Genomic DNA, 18,329 nt, shown 5'->3' with positions numbered 1-18,329 from the left:
ATGCATTTCGCGGGCCAACTTGATTCGCAACGACTGGCCTCGCCCCGCAATGAGACAGTCATAGCGCTGTCACAGACAAGCCGGGACAACTACGGCTTACGGCGGCCGGCTCTCATGGCCGGCCGGCAAACTGCCGCGTTGCGCGAGCGGATGCGCTTTGGCATAAAAGCTCCACCGGCTACGCCATTGGGCGATGGCGGCCGGCCACGGGACGTTATGAAGAACGGCCTCTATTCGATCCACGTCAACCTGCTCGATGGTCGAGTCGGCAAGGGCAGCGGCGTGATTCTTTTTCGCGACGGCAAGATCCTTGGCGGCGATGCCTACCTCTATTACACCGGCAGCTACGTGGTGAAGGACGACCACACCTTCAAAGGCGAGGTGCTGGTGCAGCGCCACACCTCGCCGCGGGGCGATGACAATCCGCTGTTCGGCGGCCCTGCCCCGGTCGGCATCGGCGTCAGCGGGACCTACACGGACGACCGCGCAGAGATGACGGGAACGGCGCTCGTCGGCAAGGCGAGCCTGATTTTCGGTGCCACCCTGCACAAGCTCGCAGAGGCCGACTAGCTTACTCCGCAGCCTGTTCCAGCGGCGCCGTGCGCGGCAGGATCATCTGGATGCGCGTGCCGCTGCCCGGCTCGGAATCGAGATCGAGCCGGCCACCGAGCCTGTTGGTGACGATGCTGTAGACGATGTGCAGGCCAAGGCCGGTGCCGCCCTGGTCGCGTCTTGTGGTGAAGAACGGATCAAATGCGCGACGGCGGACGTCGAGCGACATGCCGCAGCCATTGTCGGAAAAGATGATCTCGACATTGTCCTTGCCGGATTCGCGCACCTGGATGTCGATGGTCCCGGGACGGCCGTCCGGGAAGGCGTGCGCCACCGAATTGAGAAACAGATTGGTCAGCACCTGTCCGTACGGGCCGGGATAGCTGTTCATGGTCAGGTCCGGCTGGCACTCGACGTTGAGCGTCAGATTGTGCTTGCGCAGGCCCGGCCGCAGACTCATCACCACCTGCTCGGTGAGGTCGCCGAGATCGAAGCTGCGCTGGTCCGAATAATTGCGGTCGGCCGCGACCTGCTTGAACGACTGGATCAGCTCGGCGGCACGGTTGAGATTGGAGACGAGCTGCGAAGATGCGTCGCGACTGGTGTGAAGATAGTCGTTGAGCGTGGAGCGGCGAAGCTCGCCGCGCTCGACCTCGGAGGTGAACATCGCGGTCTTGCGCTCCAGCGCGGAGGCGACCGTGAGGCTGATGCCGACGGGATTATTGACCTCGTGCGCAACGCCGGCGACCAGCCGTCCGAGCGCGGCGAGCTTCTCAGCCTCGATCAGCGAGGCCTGAGTCTCGCGCAGATTGCGCAGCGCGGTCTCGGCAGATTCCTTGGCTTTCCGCATCTCCTGCTCGCCGCGCTTGCGCTCGCCGATGTCAAGCGCCACGGTGACGATCCGCTCGATCTCGCCCTCGGCATCGAGCAGCGGCAGCTTGTTGACCAGCCATTGCCGCATATTGCCGGAGGCGTCCTTGTACTCTTCCTCGTAGAAGCCGAGCCCCTTGCGGAGCTTGAGCACGCGCTTGTCGTTCTCGTCGGTCTTGGCCGCGCCGTAGCGCGACATCAGATCCGCGGTGGTGCGGCCGAGCGCATCGCCGGGCTCGATGCCGAAGATGCCCGCCATGTAGCGGTTCATCAGCACGTAGCGCAGGTCGCGGTCCTTGACGTTGATGACCGCAGGCACAGTGTCGATGACCTGCTGGAGCAGGCGCCTTCCTTCGGCGATGGCGTCTTCCGCCCGCTTCTGGTCGGTGATGTCGCGCAGCGTGCCCTCGTAGCGGACGATCTTGCCCGCCTCGTCTCGCACGCCGGTGGCGCTGTCGGAGAGCCACAGAATGTTGCCGCTGCGCTGGCGCACCTGATACTCGAACTCGCGCACGATGCCGTCACGCGTCATCAGCCGCTGATACTCCACGCGCGCCTCGGGATGGACGTAGATGGTGTGGGCGATGTCGTTGATGCTGTCGATCAGCTGCTGCGGGCTGTCATAGCCCATCATCCGCGCCAGCGCCGGGTTGGCGTTGAGAAGGTCGCCGGCCGGCGTCGTCACATAGATGCCATCGACCGAGCCTTCGAACAGCTTCCGGTAGCTCTCTTCGGCGAGACGCTGCTCAGTGAGCGCGCGCACCGCCGCCTCGCGCGCGGTGTCGGCCTCCTCGAGCGCGCGGCGGAACACTTCGGCGGCACGTGCGATGTCGCCGATCTCATTGTCGAGATCGGCAGACGGGATCAAGGTGTCTTTCTGGCCGGCCGCAAGCGCGCGAATGGAGCGTGCGATCTGGGCGAGCGGACGCACCGTCCGCCGCACCACGAAGGCGGCAGCGACGATGCCGATCAGCACGCCGATGCTGCCAAGCACGATGCTCTGCCACCGCGCCTCCGTGAGCGTGCGGGCGAAGTCGCGCGACAGCACGTGGCCGCGCCGGGCGCTGACCTCGCGCAGCAACTCGGTGACGCGGCCGATCAGCCGGCCCTCGGTGCCCAGCACCTCGCGGTCGATGTCGGCGATCTGCCGCTCACGAACCGCCACCGCGATGATGGCCTCGGCATAGTCGTTGACGGCCGCCCTGAGCTTGGCGTCGGCGATATCCATCGTCCGCATGTTCTGCGCAGCCTGCTCGGCCGCGGACGGGTTGCGCGCCAGCAATCCGAGTGCGATCCGGCTCTGCGCCTCGGACAGGCGAGACGCCAGCTCGCGGTCCGCGGTGCCGGAGACCGCCGCGTCGAACTGGTCGCGCAGCGGCGGCAGGCCGGCGAGCAGCTGGGCGCGGCGATCGATCAGGGTGGAGATCCGCTCCAGCCCACTGCGATAGGTCGCGAGCCGCTCGCTGACCCCGTCGATCATGTCCTGCTGCTCGGGCGCGAGCTCGATGCGGGTCTTCTTCAGGATGTCGCTGAGCGTCGAGGCCGCTTCCCCCACCTGCTTGAACTGGATGCCGGCGCCGGGGTCGGTCACGAAGTCGCGCGCGGCGAGCCGCAACTCGTTCATGCGGCGGTCGATGTCCTCGGCGAGGTCGCCGACGCTCTGGAGCCGCTGCAGCTCGGCAAAGGTCGTGTCGATGTGCCGGATCGCGATCACGCTGGCGGTCGAGGTGACGATGATCACCGCCAGCACCAGGAGGAAGCTGCCAAACGTCAGCTGGCCGATGGAGAGCGAAAAGGTTCGCTTCTTCTCGGGGGGCGGCGGCGTCAATTCGGCAGACATGAGGGCGTTTTAGGGACCGGGCTACTGGAAGCCCAATATACGACGTATTGCGGCCCGGGGGGAACATGCCTTGGGCGGCCGAATATCCTTAATATTACAGACCCGCCGCCCTTCATCCGCCCCGGTTATGACGTTTCGACGCGTGCCTGCCTCCGGGCCGGGATCGTCATGGCGGCAACGCCGAGGACGACGCAGGCAAGCCCGATCCAGGCGGTCCGGCTCAGGCTTTCGCCGAGGAAGGCAACGCTGATGGCGACCCCGATCGGAACGCGTAGATAGGCTTGCGCGGTGGTGCCGACCGAGCCGAGGGTCTGGATCAGGCGGAAATAGATCGCGAACGCCGCCGCGGTCGAGAATATCGCGAGCGCGAGCAGCGCCAGCACGGAACTCAGCGAGGGCGACAGCGTCCAGGGCTGCTCGAACACCAGTGAGGCCGGGATCAGCGCGGCTGCGCCCACCAGCAGCGAGCCGGCCGCAGGCGCCATCGGATCGAGCCCCTTGAAATTGCGGCCGAAGATCGCGGCGCAGGCGTAGCAGATCGTGGCAGCGACGATGGCGGCTTCCGCGACGAGGCCGCTGCCGGTGTCGAGAAGGGCATCGGTGCCGACGATCAGCAGGATCCCGGCCATGCCGGCGACGACGCCGAACAGCTTTCGCGGCGTCGTCGCCTCGTGGCGGGTGACCACCGCCGTGAGCAGGAAGGTGAAGATCGGTCCGGCCGAGTTGAGGATGGTGGCAAGCGCCGCATCGACATGGCGCTCACCCCAGGCGATCAGCGTCCAGGGGATGACGCTGTTGAGCACCGCCTGGAAGGCGAAGCGCTGCCAGGTCGCAGCATCCGTGGGCATTTGGATGCCGCGCGCCCACATGACGACGAGCAGCAGCAGGCCCGCGATCGCAGTACGCGCCGCGATCAGCGTGATCGGTGGAATGGTGGCAACGCCGAGCTTGATGAAGGTGTAGGAGCCGCCCCACAGCGTCGCGAGCGCGACGAGCAGCGCCAGCTCGACGGCGATGGTGGTGTCCTGCCGGTTGTCCATGGCGCGTTCCGTCCCTGTGTCAGCGGACGGAACATACAGCGGCCATTGGCGCAATAGTTCGTTGCGTGTCGAAGTGTCCTAGCCGACCGCGCCGACCTCGAAGACCTCGCCGTCATAGCCGGCCTCGCGGGGGATGCGGAGCTGACGGCCGGTTTCGGTCTTGGTCATGACAGGCATCACCGTGACGATGGACATGCCCTTGGCATGGTCGAGTGCAGCGCTCACGCTGCCCTGCTTGGCGAGCCGGATCAGATTGCGCGTGGTCGGGAACGGCAGCTTGAAGCGGCCGCTCTCGCCGCCCTCCACCGCCTCGCGCGGCGAGACCCAGATCGAGTCGGTGGACTCGCGGCCGTCATGCGCGCCGAGCTGATCGGGCGGTGCGGCGGCAAGGAAGAACCAGGTGTCAAAACGCTTCGGCATGCCTTCCGGCGTGATCCAGTGCGCGTAGGGCACGAGCGTGTCGAGCGCGAGCTGTAGGCCGTTGTCGGCGAGGATGCTGAGGAAGCTGATCTTGTGCTCGTTGAGCGCGACGCGATGCTTGTCGGCGATCTCGCCGGCACGCTTGGCATCAACAGGCGTGCCCGAGTCCTTCGCGCGCGCCAGCAGGATTCCGCTCTCCTCAAAGGTCTCGCGGATCGCGGCGATCCGAAAACCGCGATCCGATTCGCTTAAGGCTTCGCCACCCGAATAGAGGTCAGACCGGGCGACGATCTCCTTGTCGCCGGCATCGACGCTGCCACCGGGAAACACCAGCGCGCCCGAGTTGAACTCGATCTGATGATGGCGGACCATCATGAAGACCTCGACTTCGTCGCGGCTCTTGCCGTCGACCTTCGCTGCGCCATCGCGCAGCAGGAGGATGGTCGACGCCGGGCGTGATGCTGATGTCTCGGCCATTCAACTAACCAGCGGCGCTGGATTGCGGGCCGAGATTGGCGCGCTTGTCGAACCGAGCGACGCGCGACAACAGGTACTCGACCTCGGCCTTCGCCGCCGGCGTGATCGTCGCGCCGGGCTTGCGCTGCGCGCTGGAGGCGATGATGCCGCGCTTCTGCAGCACGTATTTGCGCACGGCAAGGCCCGCACCCGGCTGCTGCTCGTAACGGATCAGCGGCAGATGCGCGTCGAACAGATCATGCGCGGCATCGCGCTTGCCGGCCTTGGAGAGGTTCACGACGTCGATCAGAAGCTCGGGGAAGGCATAGCCGGTCATGGCGCCGTCGGCGCCGCGCTCCATCTCGAAATCGAGGAACGTGCCGCCATTGCCGCAGAGGATCGAGAGCGGACGAAGCGAGCCGTCCTTCTGGAAGCCGCGCAAGGTCGAAATCTTCTCCAGACCCGGCCAGTCCTCGTGCTTGAGCATGACGCAGTTCGGATTGTCCATGACGATCTTGCGGATCACGACGGGGGTGAACACCACCGTGAGCGTCAGCGGATAGTCCTGGAGCACCCAGGGCACGTCGGGCCCGATCGCCTCGGCCGCCTGCTTGAAATAGCCGACGATCTGGTCGTCAGTCCGGAGCGAGGGCGGCGGCGCGATCATCACGCCGGCCGCGCCTGCGTCCATCGAAGCCCTGGCCAGCGAGCGCATGGTGGCAAAGCCCGGCGCGGAGACGCCGACGATCACCTGCATCTTCTTGGCTCGCTTGACGTAGCGCACCGCGACCTGCTCGGCCTCGGCGGCGTCGAGCTTGGGCGCTTCGCCGAGGATGCCCAGCACCGTGACGCCGTCGCAGCCGACCTCCTCGTAGAAATCGGTCAGGCGGTCGATCGAGCGCTCGTCGATCCGGCCGTCATCGTGGAACGGCGTCGGCGCGATTGCGAAGGTGCCCTTGGCGTCGGCGGTCAGTTTCATCGTCTTTCCCTATCTCATTGTTCGTCATTCCGGGGCGGCTCGCAGAGCCGAACCCGGAATCTCGAGATTCCGGGTTCGTGCTTCGCACGCCCCGGAATGACGGAAAAGACTAAAACCTCCGCGCCCCCATCTTGATCTGCTCCTCGGAGAAGAAGATCTCCCTGGCATGATCGGCGATGTCCTGGGCCTTCCAGCCCGAGTGCGGCGGTTTCCAGCCTTCCATTTCCATCATCCGCATTTCGCGCACGCCGCGGGGCCCGGACACGCCCAGCACCTTGCCGGTCTGATCGCCCGACAAGTCGCTGACCATGTATAGCACGGCCGGCGCGATGCCGTCCGGCCCCAGCGCCGCCCCCGGGTTCTCCTTATAGCGGGGCAGGTCTGCGGTCATGCGGGTCAGCGCGCCCGGGGCCAGCGTCCAGATCCGGATGTTGTACTTGCGGCCCTCGATCGCCAGCACGTTGGACAGGCCCCAGATGCCGCCTTTGGCCGCGCCGTAATTGGTCTGGCCGAAATTGCCGATCAGGCCCGAGGTCGAGGACGTATTGACGATGACGCCGCCGCCGTTTTCCCGCATCCAGCGAAACACCGGCATGGTGCAACAAAAGGTACCCTTCAGATGCACCTTGATGACCTTGTCCCAGTCGGATTCGGTGGCCTTGGCGAAGGTCTGGTCGCGCAAAATGCCTGCATTGTTGACGAGGATGTCGGCGCGGCCGAAATGCTTGATGGCGTCGTCGAACACCGACTGGCCGCCTTCCATGGTGGAGATGTCGGCGCCGTTGGCGACCGCCTTGCCGCCCTCGGCCTTGATCGCATCCACCACCAGCTGCGCCATAGACTTGTCGGCGCCGGAGCCATCGCGGGGCCCGCCGAGATCGTTGACGACGATTGAGGCCCCTTCCCGCGCGAACAGCTTTGCGTAGGCCTCACCGAGCCCGCCGCCCGCGCCGGTGATCAGCGCGACCTTGCCGTCGAGTAGTCCCATGGTGGCTTCTCCCTGGTTTTGTTTTCTTGCTTCGCCTCTCCCCGCGTGCGGGGAGAGGCCTGAAATCAAGCGCAGCTTGATTTCAGGGTGAGGGGGAGCCTCCGCGAACTCGACTGTCACCGTCCCTGCGGAGACTCCCCCTCACCCCACCCTCTCCCCGCAAGCGGGGCGAGGGAGTGAAACACCGTGCCCGCCTAACCCAGCACCGTCTTCCCGTTCTTGATCACCGTGACCCCGCGCGCGTTCACCTTGGCTTCGAACGAGATCGTGTTGCCGTCCTTCCAGAGGTCCATGGTCACGGTTTCGCCGGGATAGACCGGCGAGGAAAACCGCGCGACGTGCTGGCGGAAGGCGGAGGCGTCGTAGTCGGCATAGGTCTGCAGCACGCCGCGGCAGGTGATGCCGTAGGTGCACATGCCGTGCAGGATCGGGCGCGGGAAGCCCGCCTTCTTGGCAAACTCGGGATCGCTGTGCAGCGGATTGCGGTCGCCGCAGAGGCGATAGACCAGCGCCTGGTCGGGGCGCGTGACGATGTCGATGGTCTTGTCAGGCGAACGCGACGGGATCTTGTGCGGATCGGGCTGGGTCAGGTTCGGCCCGCCGAAGCCGCCATCGCCGCGGGCGAAACGCGAGGCGACCAGCGTTGCGAGCTTCTCGCCCTTTTCGTTCTTCAGCACGGTCTGATGCGCGATGACGACGCCCTTGTCCTTGCCCTTGTCGTAGACCTCGACCACGGAGGAGTCGGCGGTGATGTGCGCGGCCACCGGCAGCGGCTGATGGAAGGTGATGTCGCGCTCGCCGTCGACCACCATCACGCGGTTGAGGTTCATCTCGCCGGGCCCCGAGCCCCACGCCGCGACGGAGGCAAACGTCGGCACCACCTTGAGCGGCCGCGGCGTGAACGTGCCCTCGTTGACGAAGGCGAGCTCGTTCTCGTCCATGGGATCGGCGCCGAGCCCGATGCCATAGGCGTAGAGCATGACTTCACGATCGCTGTAGGCGTATTTCTGGCCGAGGTTTTTCAGGCCTTTGAGTTCTTCGTATCTGGCGGACATTTTGTTTGTTTTCCTCCCGGTATTCGTCTCAGCGAGCACCGGCGCCCGTCAATGTGCCCTCTCCCTTGTGGGAGAGGGCTGCGAGAGCCGTGCGGCAAACTCATTTGGGTGAGGGGTTGGCTCCGCATCGAAAGTCTCTGCGTGGAGCGATACCCCTCATCCGGCGCTTCGCGCCACCTTCCCCCACAAGGGGGGAAGAAAAAAATCAGGCCACCGTGAAGAACGGCAGCGGCGCGCCATCCGTCGGCTTGAACACCACCTTCACCTTCTGGCCGATCTTCAACTTCTCGAGATCGCAGTCGACGATGTTGGTCTGCACCGACGGACCTTCTTTCAGCGTGACATAGGCGATCGCATAGGGGCCGGTCGGCGACTTCCGCATCAGGCTCCAGGTGTAGATCGTGCCCTCGCCCGAGCTCTCCTCCCACACCGTCTTGTCGGAGTAGCAGAACGGACAGATCGAGCGCGGGAAGTAATGCGCTTCGCCGCAGGCGGTGCAGCGCTTGATCATGAACTTGCCCTGCTTGGCCGCGTCCCAGAACGCCGCGGTCTCGGGGCTCGTGACCGGGGCCGGATATTTTTTCGCTTCGCTCATCACACGCGCTCCAGAATGGCGGTCGAGGCGGCGTGGCGAACGCCCAGGAGGCCGCCGGTGCCGTGGGCGATGGCGAGATCGCAATTCGGAACCTGCACCTTCGGATGCGCCTCGCCGCGCAGCTGCCGCACGGCCTCGATGATCTTGGTCATGCCGCCGCGGTTGACGGGATGGTTGCTGCAGAGCCCACCGCCATCGGTGTTGAACGGCAGCTTGCCGACGCCCGAGATCAAATTGCCGTCGGCGACGAACTTGCCGCCCTCGCCCTTCCTACAGAAGCCGAGATCCTCGAGCTGCATCAGCACGGTGATGGTGAAGCTGTCATAGATCGAGGCGTACTTGATATCCTTCGGTGTGATGCCGGCTTCCTCGAACGCGCGCGGACCGGACCAGATGCCGGCGGAGTATGTGAGGTCGAGGTCCTTGCCGCCGCGCGGGCCCTTCATCGCCTCGCCATGGCCGATCAGCTTGACCAGCGGCTTCTTCAGGCTCCTGGCGATCTCGGGCGTGGTCACGATCAGCGCGCCGCCGCCGTCGGAGACAACGCAGCAATCCATCCGATGCAGCGGATCGGAAATCATCGGCGAGTTCAGGACGTCCTCGACGGTGACGACATCCTTGAGCATCGCATGCGGATTGTATTGCGCATGATGCGAGGCGGCGACCTTGATCCAGGCGAGCTGCTCGCTGGTGGTGCCGTAGTCGTGCATGTGGCGCATGGCACACATGCCATAGGCATTGTGCGTGGTCGCGCCGTAAGCGGACTCGAAATCGGCTTCCGCGCCGGCCGCGCGCGGCGGCATCACGCCGGTGCGCGGCTTGCCGGCGAGCGTGATCAGCGCGATCGAGCATTTGCCCGCCGCGATGGCTTCAGCGGCATGGCCGAGATGGATGATGTAGGAACAGCCGCCAGTCTCGGTGGAATCGACGTGGCGGAGCTTTTTGGTGTTCAGCCCGAGATAGTCGACCATCGGCCAGGCGCCGCCGGGTGCGTCGCCCGCGCAGAAATAGCCGTCGACATCGTCCTTGCTGATCCCGGCATCCTCGATCGCGCCCTTGGCGACCTCGGCGTGGAGCTGGGCGGTGGATTTGTCCGGCGCATGCCGGGTCGGGTGTTCGTAGATCCCGGCAATGTAGGCCTTGCCCTTGATGGTCAAAACTTCAGGTCTCCGCTCGCGTTTCTTCTTGGCTCTTTTTTCTGAACCGCAGTGGGCTGATTGGCAAGCGCGGAAATATTCCGCCCTGCGAGAGGGCAGCGGGTTGGCGCAAATAGGGATGCTCTCGTGTCCCGGACGCGCTGCAGCGTGCAACGCTGCTGCGCAGAGCCGGGACCCATGAGGCCGCGGACTCGGTGCGAGATGGGCCCCGGCTCAGCAGCGCACCACTTCGTGCTGCGCAGCGTCCGGGGCACGAGACCTTACCTTGCAGACACAGCGCCGCATCCTCGCGGCGCATCCTGCCCGAGCCTTGCTTCCGTCTTGCTCCCCTGTCGGAACAGAGGGCGCAGGGAAGACCGGGTGCCGGCCGGGCACCCACGGTCCACTGTGCGAAAGTTGCGCTACAAGAGGCTGCACAGCGGCATACAGGTGTGGCCAGACATCCGGCCTTCCCTGCGCAGTGGCTTTACGGCTTATGTCGTGCTCTCCCCGGGGAGCGTTGCACTATTGCCCCCGTCGCCTTGCGAGCTACCCGCAAGACTTGACGCACAGACCCCGGGCGTCAGGACCACACGATTTTGCCGTACGCGAGACCGCGCCCGTCGTGCACGCGCGACAAGCGCTCGTGCGACGCAGCCCGCGTCCACCGCCGCTCACCCCGCGTTTCGTGACGATCGCGATACGCCCCTCTGAGAGGGATGAGGTGACGGACAGATACGACAATTCCGAATTTCGGTAAAGCGGAATGTTTTTGCGCCGGGGGATTGACCCGTCAATTGGGTGTTTTGCCCGACAGGCAGCACAACGGATGGTGCCGTCGGTCCGCGAGCCAGCTGTGACGTCACAGCACATGCGTTCATCCCGGATTGCGCTTTGCTCCATCCGGGCTACGGGACTGCATTCGCCGATGGAGTAAACCCAGCACGGGGCGCACAAAGCACCCGGGAAACGCACCCAGCAGGCAAAAGGCGGCAATTTCGTTGTCCCACCTGAATCCGGCATGGGCAACCGCGCGAACCACAAGGAAGTAGGCCACCAGGGCAAGCCCGCCGGCGAACAAGACTCTTTCCCAAAAGAGCCGAGTCGGCGAGCAGATGACTCCTCACACGAAACCGAACGACAATTCGATCCAGTGGAGAGCCAGCCACTCGCTCATCAGGGAGTCCTACTCCGCCGCGATCTGCCTCGGCGCCGGCGGCGGGCTCGCCAGGTCCGCGGCGAGCTGGGCGTAGCGGGCCTTGGCGTCGGCGACCGCCTTCTCCTTCACCGGACCGTAGCCGCGGATGCGGTCGGGGAGCGAGAGCAGCTCGACTGCGGTGTCGATCGTGAGCGGCGACAACAGGCCGAGCACGGTGGAGACGTCTTTCTCGTAGCCGGTGATCAGATCGCGTTCGAGCTTGCGGTCGGCGCTGCGGCCGAAGATGTCGAACGGGGTGCCACGCAGGAACTTGAACTTTGCCAGCACGCCGAACACCTTCAGCATCCACGGGCCGAAGGCGCGCTTCTTCGGGCGGCCGAGCGCGTCAACGCCGCGGCTGAGGATCGGCGGGGCCAGGTTGAAGTTGAACTTGAAGTCGCCCTCGAACTGGTCGCGGAGCTGCTGCTCGAAGGCGCCGTCGCTGAACAGGCGCGCGACCTCGTATTCGTCCTTGTAGGCGAGCAGCTTGGCGTAGTTGATCGCCACCGCGCGCGGCAGCGCCTCATCGTAGCCGCCCTGCCTGGCGGCATCGCTGACCTGATCGACCAGCTTGCGATAACGCTTGGCGAGGCGCCCATTCTGATAGGCAGTGAGATGCTTGCTGCGGTGCGCGATCACCTCGTCCAGCGTCATTGCATCGAGGGTCTTGGGCACAACGACCTCGTCCGTGCCCTTCAGCATGTCGGCAAGCCGCTTGGGATCCGCGACCGCGAGGCGGCCGAGGCGGAAGGCTTCCTTGTTCATCTTGATCGAGACGCCGTTGACCTCGATGGCCTGCTCGATCGCTTCCGCCGACAGCGGGAACAGCCCCTTCTGATAGGCGTAGCCCATCATCATCATGTTGGTGGCGATGCTGTCGCCCAGCAGCTGCTCGGCCGGCTTGGTGAAATCGAAGAAGACGGAGTCCTTGTGCAGCGCGGTCTCCAGCAATCCGTTCAGCTTGCGGGTCTGGAAGTTGAAGTCGCGGTTGAGGACGAAGTCGGCGGTGGGAATGACGTGGCTGTTGATGATGCCGCGGGTGCGGCTGGTGTCGCAGAGCGAGATGGTGTCCTTCGCGACGGCGACCACCTCGTCGGCGGCGAGCACGAGATCGGCCGTGCCGGTGACGATGCGCGAGCAGGTCACTTCCGCCGGATGATCCGACAGGCGAACGTGGCTGAGCACCGCGCCACCTTTCTGCGCGAGGCCGGACATGTCGAGGATCATCGAGGCCTTGCCCTCGATGTGGGCGGCCATGCCGAGCAGCGCACCGATGGTGAGCACGCCGGTGCCGCCGACACCGCCGACGGCGATGTTGTAGGGCTTGTCGAGCGTCGGGCGGGAAGCCGGCTCCGGCAGCGCGCCGATGTCACCGAGATCGGCCGGTGCGCGATGGCGCGGCTTGCCGCCGTCGACGGTGACGAAGGACGGGCAAAAACCCTTCACGCAGGAATAGTCCTTGTTGCAGGACGACTGGTTGATGGCGCGCTTGCGGCCGAACGCGGTCTCCAGCGGCTCGACCGAGATGCAGTTCGACTGCACCGAGCAGTCGCCGCAGCCTTCGCAGACCGCCGGGTTGATCATGACGCGGCGCGCCGGATCCTCCATCAGGCCGCGCTTGCGGCGGCGGCGCTTCTCGGCGGCGCAGGTCTGCACGAAGACGATCGCCGATGTGCCCTTGGTGTCGCGGCACATCTTCATGACGTTGTCGAGCTCGTCGCGGTGATACAGCTTCACGCCAGGCGCGATGGTGTCGGCGGGATAGGCGTCGGGGGTTTCTGAAACCAGGTAAATCTCGCGGATGCCTTCGGCGTGGAGCTGGAAGGTGATCTGCTGCGGCGAGAGATCGCCGTCATGACGCTGGCCGCCGGTCATGGCGACCGCGTCGTTGTAGAGGATCTTGTAGGTGATGTTGGTCTTGGAGGCGACCGCCTGCCGGATCGCCAGAAGCCCGGAGTGGAAGTAAGTGCCGTCGCCGAGATTGGCGAAAATGTGGTTCTCGTTGGTGAACGGCGCGATGCCGACCCACGGCACGCCCTCGCCGCCCATATGCGTGAAGGTCTCGGTCGAACGGTCCATCCACAGCGCCATGAAGTGGCAGCCGATGCCGGCAAGCGCGCGGCTGCCTTCGGGGACCTTTGTCGAGGTGTTGTGGGGGCAGCCGGAACAGAAATACGGGGTGCGGGAGACAGGCGCGACGGCCTGCATTTGCGTGGCCTGGCGGCCGTTGAACCAGTCGGCCTTGACGCGGAGCATTTCCTTGATCTCGGGGTTGAGATCGAGCTTGAGAAGCCGCTCGGTGAGCGAGGTCGCGAGCGAGGCAACGCTGAGCTCGGCGGAGAACGTGAGAAAACGCTTGTCGTGCTCGTCCATCTTGCCGACGATGCGGGGGCGGACGTCGTCGCGCCAGTTGAACAGCTCCTGCTTGACCTGGTTCTCGACGATCTCGCGCCGCTCCTCGATGATGAATATCTCTTCGAGCCCGACCGCGAACTGGCGCACGCCTTCCGGCTCCAGCGGCCAGGGCATGCCGATCTTGTAGAGCCTGAGGCCGATCTTGGCGGCGACCTCCTCGGTGATGCCGAGCTCGCGCAGCGCCTGGCGGACGTCCTCGTAGCTCTTGCCCGAGGCCATGATGCCGAAGCGGGCGTTCGGCGAATCCATGGTGATGCGGTTGACCTTGTTGGCGCGCGCAAAGGCGATCGCGGCAAAGCCCTTGTAGTCCTGGAGGCGGCGGTCCTGCTCGAAGCGGTCGTCGGGCCAGCGCAGATTGAGGCCGCCGGGCGGCAGCTCGAAATCGGTGGGGATGATGAAGGGCTTCATCTCGTCGGTGAGGTCGATCTCGGCGGTGGTCTCCACCGTCTCGGTGATCACCTTCATGCCGACCCAGCAGCCCGAATAGCGCGACATCGCGATGCCGAGCAGGCCCATCTCGATCATCTCGTGAATGCTCGAGGGGTAGAGATACGGCATCAAGGCCGACATGAACGCATGGTCGGACTGATGCGGGACGGTCGAGGACTTTGCGCCATGATCGTCGCCGGCAAGGCACAGCACGCCGCCGTTCTTGGCCGAGCCTGCGGCATTGCCGTGGCGGAACACGTCGCCGCAGCGGTCGACGCCGGGGCCCTTGCCGTACCAGATGCCGACCACACCATCGTACTTGGCGCCGGGCGAGAGGTTGAGCTGCTGCGAGCCCCAGACAGCGGTGGCCGCCAGATCCTCGTTCACGCCGGGCTGGAACTTGATGTTGTACTGCTCAAGATGCTTTCGCGCCGCGAACAGCTGCTGGTCGTAGCCGCCGAGCGGCGAGCCGCGATAACCGGAGATGAAGCCGGCGGTGTTGAGGCCCGCGGCGCGGTCGCGGCGGATCTGGGCCATGGGCAGACGGACCAGCGCCTGAATGCCGGTCGTAAAAATGTGGCCGGTGCCTTGCGTGTATTTTTGATCGAGACTGATCGGACCCTGGTTGATACCCATTATGTCCTCTTCCGCCCTTTTGAGCGTTTGGCTGCTTAAGCCGTTGCCTGCCCGTTGTTTTTAGCTAGGGCGCGCCGACCATCTCCGCCACTCTATGTCGGATATTTAACGCGGCGCATCACAAATCTGGACCAAAGGGAGCGTCGGGTAAAAATCGCAATTTCGTGGCTGCAAGGCATCGGCGATTTTCAATTTGTGTCACCTTACCCCCGCCGTCGCGAAATGAATCGACGCATGTATCATGCAGGGCGGGGGTGATTGGTCGCAGGAGACCTCGGGATGCGGACGATTCTGGCTGTTGTGCTCTTGTGCAGTGCAGTTGCAAGCACCGCCCTCGCCGCCGATCCGTCGCCGGAGCTGATCGCCTATGGCAAGACGCTGGTCGAGGCCGGCGATTGCGCAGGATGCCACACCGCCGATCCGGCCAAGCCATTCGCGGGCGGCAAGCGCATCGACACGCCGTTCGGGGCGATCTATGCGCCGAACCTGACCCCGGACCGCGGCACCGGGATCGGTGCCTGGGCGGATGCCGATTTCACCCGCGCCCTGCGCACCGGCATCGCGCCTGACGGGTCTTACTATTATCCGGCGTTCCCCTACCCCTACTTCACCAGGATGACGAAGGACGACACGCTGGCGATCCGGGCCTATCTCGGCACGCTCGCGCCCGTCGTGAGCCGCAACAAGCCGCCGGAGCTGCGCTGGCCGTTCGGCTACCGCGGCCTGATGCGGGTCTGGAACGCCATGTTCTTCAGGCCCGGCCTGTTCGAGCCGGACCAGAGCCAGAGCGCGGCGTGGAATCGCGGTGGTTATCTCGTCACCGGGCTCGGCCATTGCGGCGCCTGCCACACGCCGAAGAACTATTTTGGCGCCGACAAGACCGCGCAGGCGCTGTCCGGCAACGAGGTCGGCGGCTGGTACGCGCCAAGACTCGATGGCGCGCCCCGCACCGGGCTGAAATCGTGGAGCGCCGAGGACATCACCGAGTATCTGCAAAGCGGGCGCAATGCCAAAAGCCATGCCGGCGGGCTGATGGCCGAGGTCGTCGTCAACTCGACCGCGAAGATGAGCGATGCCGATTTGCGCGCGATCGCGATCTACTTGAAGAGCCTGCCGCCGGCGCGGCGCGAGACCATCGTGACACCGCCTGACGAGGCCGAGATGAAGACGGGCCAGGCCGTCTACGCAAGGCTCTGCATCGCCTGCCATGAGGCCGATGGGTCCGGCGCGCCGCGGATCTATCCGCCGCTGCCCGCCAATGCGCTGTTGCAATCGGTCAATCCGTCCTCGACCCTGCGCATCATCCTCGACGGCGCCCACACCGTGACGACGCCCCGCGCGCCGAACACCGGCGAGATGCCGGGCTATGCCAAGCAATTGTCCGACGACGAGATCGCGGCAGTTGCGAACTACATCCGCAATTCCTGGGGCAATGCCGGCCCGCTGGTGACGCCGGCGCAGGTGGCGAAGGCAAGGAAGGGGCAATAGTCCCGTCATTGCGAGCGGAGCGAAGCAATCCAGACTGTCTCCGCGGATGCATCTCTGGATTGCTTCGCTCCGCTCGCAATGACGACGGGGATGGAGCGAGGCAACACAAGCGCTATTTTTCCTCGTCCCCCGTGAACACGAATTTCGGCATCTCCCATTTGTAGCGCACCGCGAGCAGGCGGAAGCTGATGCCGAGGATGAAGGTCAAGATGGTCCAGAGCTCGGCGTTGAGATTGAGGCCGAAGGCGGTGGCGTAGAACAGGCCGGTCGCCACCGAAACGGTGGCGTAGAGCTCGGAGCGAAACAGCAGCGGCACGTCGTTGCAGAGCACGTCGCGCAACACGCCGCCGGCGCATCCCGTCACCATGCCCGAGACGATCACGATCGGCAGCGTGGCATCCATCTGCCAGGCGATGTCGCAGCCGGTCATGGTGAAGACGACGAGGCCGATCGCATCGAGCACGATGAAGGCGAGCTTGAGCCTGTGCACGAGCCGCGCCATCAAGATGGTGAGGAAGGCGGCGCCGCCGGCCAGCGCGAGATAGATCGGGTTCTGCACCCAGGCCAGCGGATAGTGCCCGAGGAAGAGATCGCGCAGCGTGCCGCCGCCGAGCGCGGTGATGCAGCCGAGGAAGCAGACGCCCAGCCAGTCCATGCTGCGCCTGCCAGCCGCGAGCGCCGCGGACATGCCTTGCGCGGCGACGGCGATCAGCGACAGGAAATGCAGCACGCTATCGGTCGGTGGCAGGCTCCACATCGCCTTGTTCCCTCCTCCCTGTGATGGAACTTACCCTGGGGGTTCCCAGGATGATCGGGAGTTTCATCCGGTGGAACAGGTTCCCGATTCCCGGCGCGGGGGCAACATGCGACGAAAGCATTGGAGCGGGCGGAACAGAATCTCGCATCTACGGGTTGTCAGGCCGCAATAAACGAGGAGACCTCATGATGGCTGACGACCGTTTTCCCAACGATCCGTATCGCCCCAACTTCACCGACGATGAGTACCTTCGTGCGGCGCGCCGGGATGCCGATCTCCAGGCCGATCCCGAGCTTGGTGAAGGCCCCGCCTCCAGCGGCAAGGTTGCGTTGTTCGCCGTGGCCGTCGCCCTGGTGCTGGGCGCTGTGTTCTATGGCCTGAACAATTCGAGCACCGGTAACCAGGCCAGCAACGCGCCGATGTCGCAGACCGCGCAGACCACGCCGGCCAATCCGGCCGCGCCTCCCGGCATGCGTGACGTAACGCCGCGTGGCAACACCGCGCCGGGCGTGACCACCGGTGCTGCGCCGAGCAAGCCGGCGGCGCCTGATCCGGCCGCTCCGTCCGAGGGTGCGAAGTAACGATTTGCAATGAAGCGTGAAGGCGGCGGGACCCGAAAGGTCCCGCCGCCTTTCGTTTAACTGAACATCTTGTTGAGCTCACCGCCGGGATAGCCGCCGGCAAGCTCCGTAAACGTGCCCTTCTCCGCCATCTCCTTCGCGGCGCGCATGAAACCGCCCCAGGCGGCGCGGGCGAGCGAGCCGCCGACGCTGATGCGCCGGACGCCGAGATCCTCGGCCTCCTTGAGCGACAGGCCGGAGCCGCCGATCAGCAGGTTGAACGGCTTTGGTGCGACCGCCTTCACCACCGCGGCGATGTCCTCGCGGGTCTTCAGGCCAGGTGCGTAGAGGCAATCGGCGCCCGCGTCCGCGTAAGCCGCGAGCCGGTCGATGACGAGCTTGAGGTCGGTGATGCCCCAGAGGTACGCCTCGCAGCGGCCGACCAGCATCGTGTTGCTGTCGCCGATCGCCTTGCGCGAGGCCTTGATGCGCTCGACCGCCAGCGCGCGGTCGTAGATCGGGTTGTTCTTGTCGCCGGTGGAATCCTCGATCGAGAGACCGGCAACGCCGGTGCGCACGCAGCGCTCGACATTGTCGGCGACCTTGTCCGGCTCGACCGCAAAACCGCCTTCGAAATCCGCATTCACGGGGATATCGACAGCCGTGCTCAATGCTGCCAGATGCTGACAGACGTCCTCGACGGTGACGCGATTGTCGGCCTTGCCGATGGTCCAGGCAAAGCCCGCGCTCGATGACGCCAGCGCCTTGAAGCCGAGATGCTGCAACGCCTTGGCGCTGCCGACATCGACCGGATTGGGCAGAACGAAGCAGCCGCTCTCGTGCATCTTCTTGAACGCCGCGCGCTTGTCAGCGGTTGTCACATGCATGTTTCTCTCCCTTGTTGGCCGCGCGAAC

General features: G+C 65.2%; 14 protein-coding genes. 3 read left to right on the top strand and 11 right to left on the bottom strand.

The annotated features are described in order from the left end of the window. Positions 1-216: 216 nt before the first annotated feature. Complete coding sequence (locus tag AC1RR3_RS22070; protein ID WP_008145034.1) at positions 217-570, top strand: GrlR family regulatory protein; 354 nt, start codon at positions 217-219, stop codon at positions 568-570. A gap of 1 nt (position 571) precedes the next feature. Here the strand turns inward: AC1RR3_RS22070 and AC1RR3_RS22065 are convergent, their stop codons facing one another. From AC1RR3_RS22065 to AC1RR3_RS22025, 9 genes are all read right to left on the bottom strand, one after another. Further along, positions 572-3,262 (bottom strand): PAS domain S-box protein, encoded by a 2,691-nt coding sequence (locus AC1RR3_RS22065; RefSeq protein WP_492825219.1) that lies wholly within the window; start codon positions 3,260-3,262, stop codon positions 572-574. 125 nt (positions 3,263-3,387) lie between these two features. Then, on the bottom strand, positions 3,388-4,302 hold the full coding sequence (locus AC1RR3_RS22060) for a DMT family transporter (protein ID WP_492825218.1): 915 nt from the start codon (positions 4,300-4,302) through the stop codon (positions 3,388-3,390). Between the two features lie 78 nt (positions 4,303-4,380). Continuing rightward, the gene (locus AC1RR3_RS22055; protein WP_492825217.1) at positions 4,381-5,199 is read right to left on the bottom strand and encodes an NUDIX hydrolase; all 819 of its coding nucleotides are present in this window, start codon (positions 5,197-5,199) and stop codon (positions 4,381-4,383) included. A gap of 4 nt (positions 5,200-5,203) precedes the next feature. After that, a complete protein-coding gene (locus AC1RR3_RS22050; protein WP_492825216.1) occupies positions 5,204-6,157 on the bottom strand; it encodes a dihydrodipicolinate synthase family protein in 954 nt (317 codons plus the stop codon). 109 nt (positions 6,158-6,266) lie between these two features. Continuing rightward, positions 6,267-7,145, bottom strand: a complete 879-nt coding sequence (locus tag AC1RR3_RS22045) for an SDR family oxidoreductase (RefSeq protein ID WP_492825215.1) — start codon at positions 7,143-7,145, stop codon at positions 6,267-6,269. Between the two features lie 194 nt (positions 7,146-7,339). Next, a complete protein-coding gene (locus AC1RR3_RS22040; RefSeq protein ID WP_492825214.1) occupies positions 7,340-8,200 on the bottom strand; it encodes a MaoC family dehydratase in 861 nt (286 codons plus the stop codon). 205 nt (positions 8,201-8,405) lie between these two features. Then, the gene (locus AC1RR3_RS22035; RefSeq protein ID WP_492825213.1) at positions 8,406-8,795 is read right to left on the bottom strand and encodes a Zn-ribbon domain-containing OB-fold protein; all 390 of its coding nucleotides are present in this window, start codon (positions 8,793-8,795) and stop codon (positions 8,406-8,408) included. Continuing rightward, the gene (locus tag AC1RR3_RS22030) at positions 8,795-9,952 is read right to left on the bottom strand and encodes a thiolase family protein (RefSeq protein WP_492825212.1); all 1,158 of its coding nucleotides are present in this window, start codon (positions 9,950-9,952) and stop codon (positions 8,795-8,797) included. The genes AC1RR3_RS22035 and AC1RR3_RS22030 overlap by 1 nt, the downstream gene beginning before the upstream one ends. A 1,165-nt stretch (positions 9,953-11,117) precedes the next feature. Continuing rightward, positions 11,118-14,609 (bottom strand): indolepyruvate ferredoxin oxidoreductase family protein, encoded by a 3,492-nt coding sequence (locus AC1RR3_RS22025; RefSeq protein ID WP_492825211.1) that lies wholly within the window; start codon positions 14,607-14,609, stop codon positions 11,118-11,120. 279 nt (positions 14,610-14,888) lie between these two features. On the opposite strand from AC1RR3_RS22025, the gene AC1RR3_RS22020 reads away from it, so the two are divergent. After that, on the top strand, positions 14,889-16,097 hold the full coding sequence (locus tag AC1RR3_RS22020; protein ID WP_492825210.1) for a c-type cytochrome: 1,209 nt from the start codon (positions 14,889-14,891) through the stop codon (positions 16,095-16,097). Between the two features lie 112 nt (positions 16,098-16,209). Here the strand turns inward: AC1RR3_RS22020 and AC1RR3_RS22015 are convergent, their stop codons facing one another. Next, positions 16,210-16,854, bottom strand: coding sequence for a trimeric intracellular cation channel family protein (locus AC1RR3_RS22015; protein WP_492825209.1), 645 nt, complete (start codon positions 16,852-16,854; stop codon positions 16,210-16,212). Between the two features lie 188 nt (positions 16,855-17,042). On the opposite strand from AC1RR3_RS22015, the gene AC1RR3_RS22010 reads away from it, so the two are divergent. Beyond that, a complete protein-coding gene (locus tag AC1RR3_RS22010; RefSeq protein ID WP_492825443.1) occupies positions 17,043-17,435 on the top strand; it encodes a hypothetical protein in 393 nt (130 codons plus the stop codon). Between the two features lie 56 nt (positions 17,436-17,491). Here AC1RR3_RS22010 and AC1RR3_RS22005 read toward each other — a convergent pair whose 3' ends face one another. Then, positions 17,492-18,301, bottom strand: coding sequence for an isocitrate lyase/PEP mutase family protein (locus AC1RR3_RS22005; protein ID WP_492825208.1), 810 nt, complete (start codon positions 18,299-18,301; stop codon positions 17,492-17,494). Positions 18,302-18,329: the final 28 nt, after the last annotated feature.

It is taken from the genome of Bradyrhizobium sp. GW821-FHT13H05 (assembly GCF_058804065.1).
The sequence above is the reverse complement of the archived record's forward strand: the minus strand, read 5'-3'. Positions and strand labels throughout refer to the sequence as shown.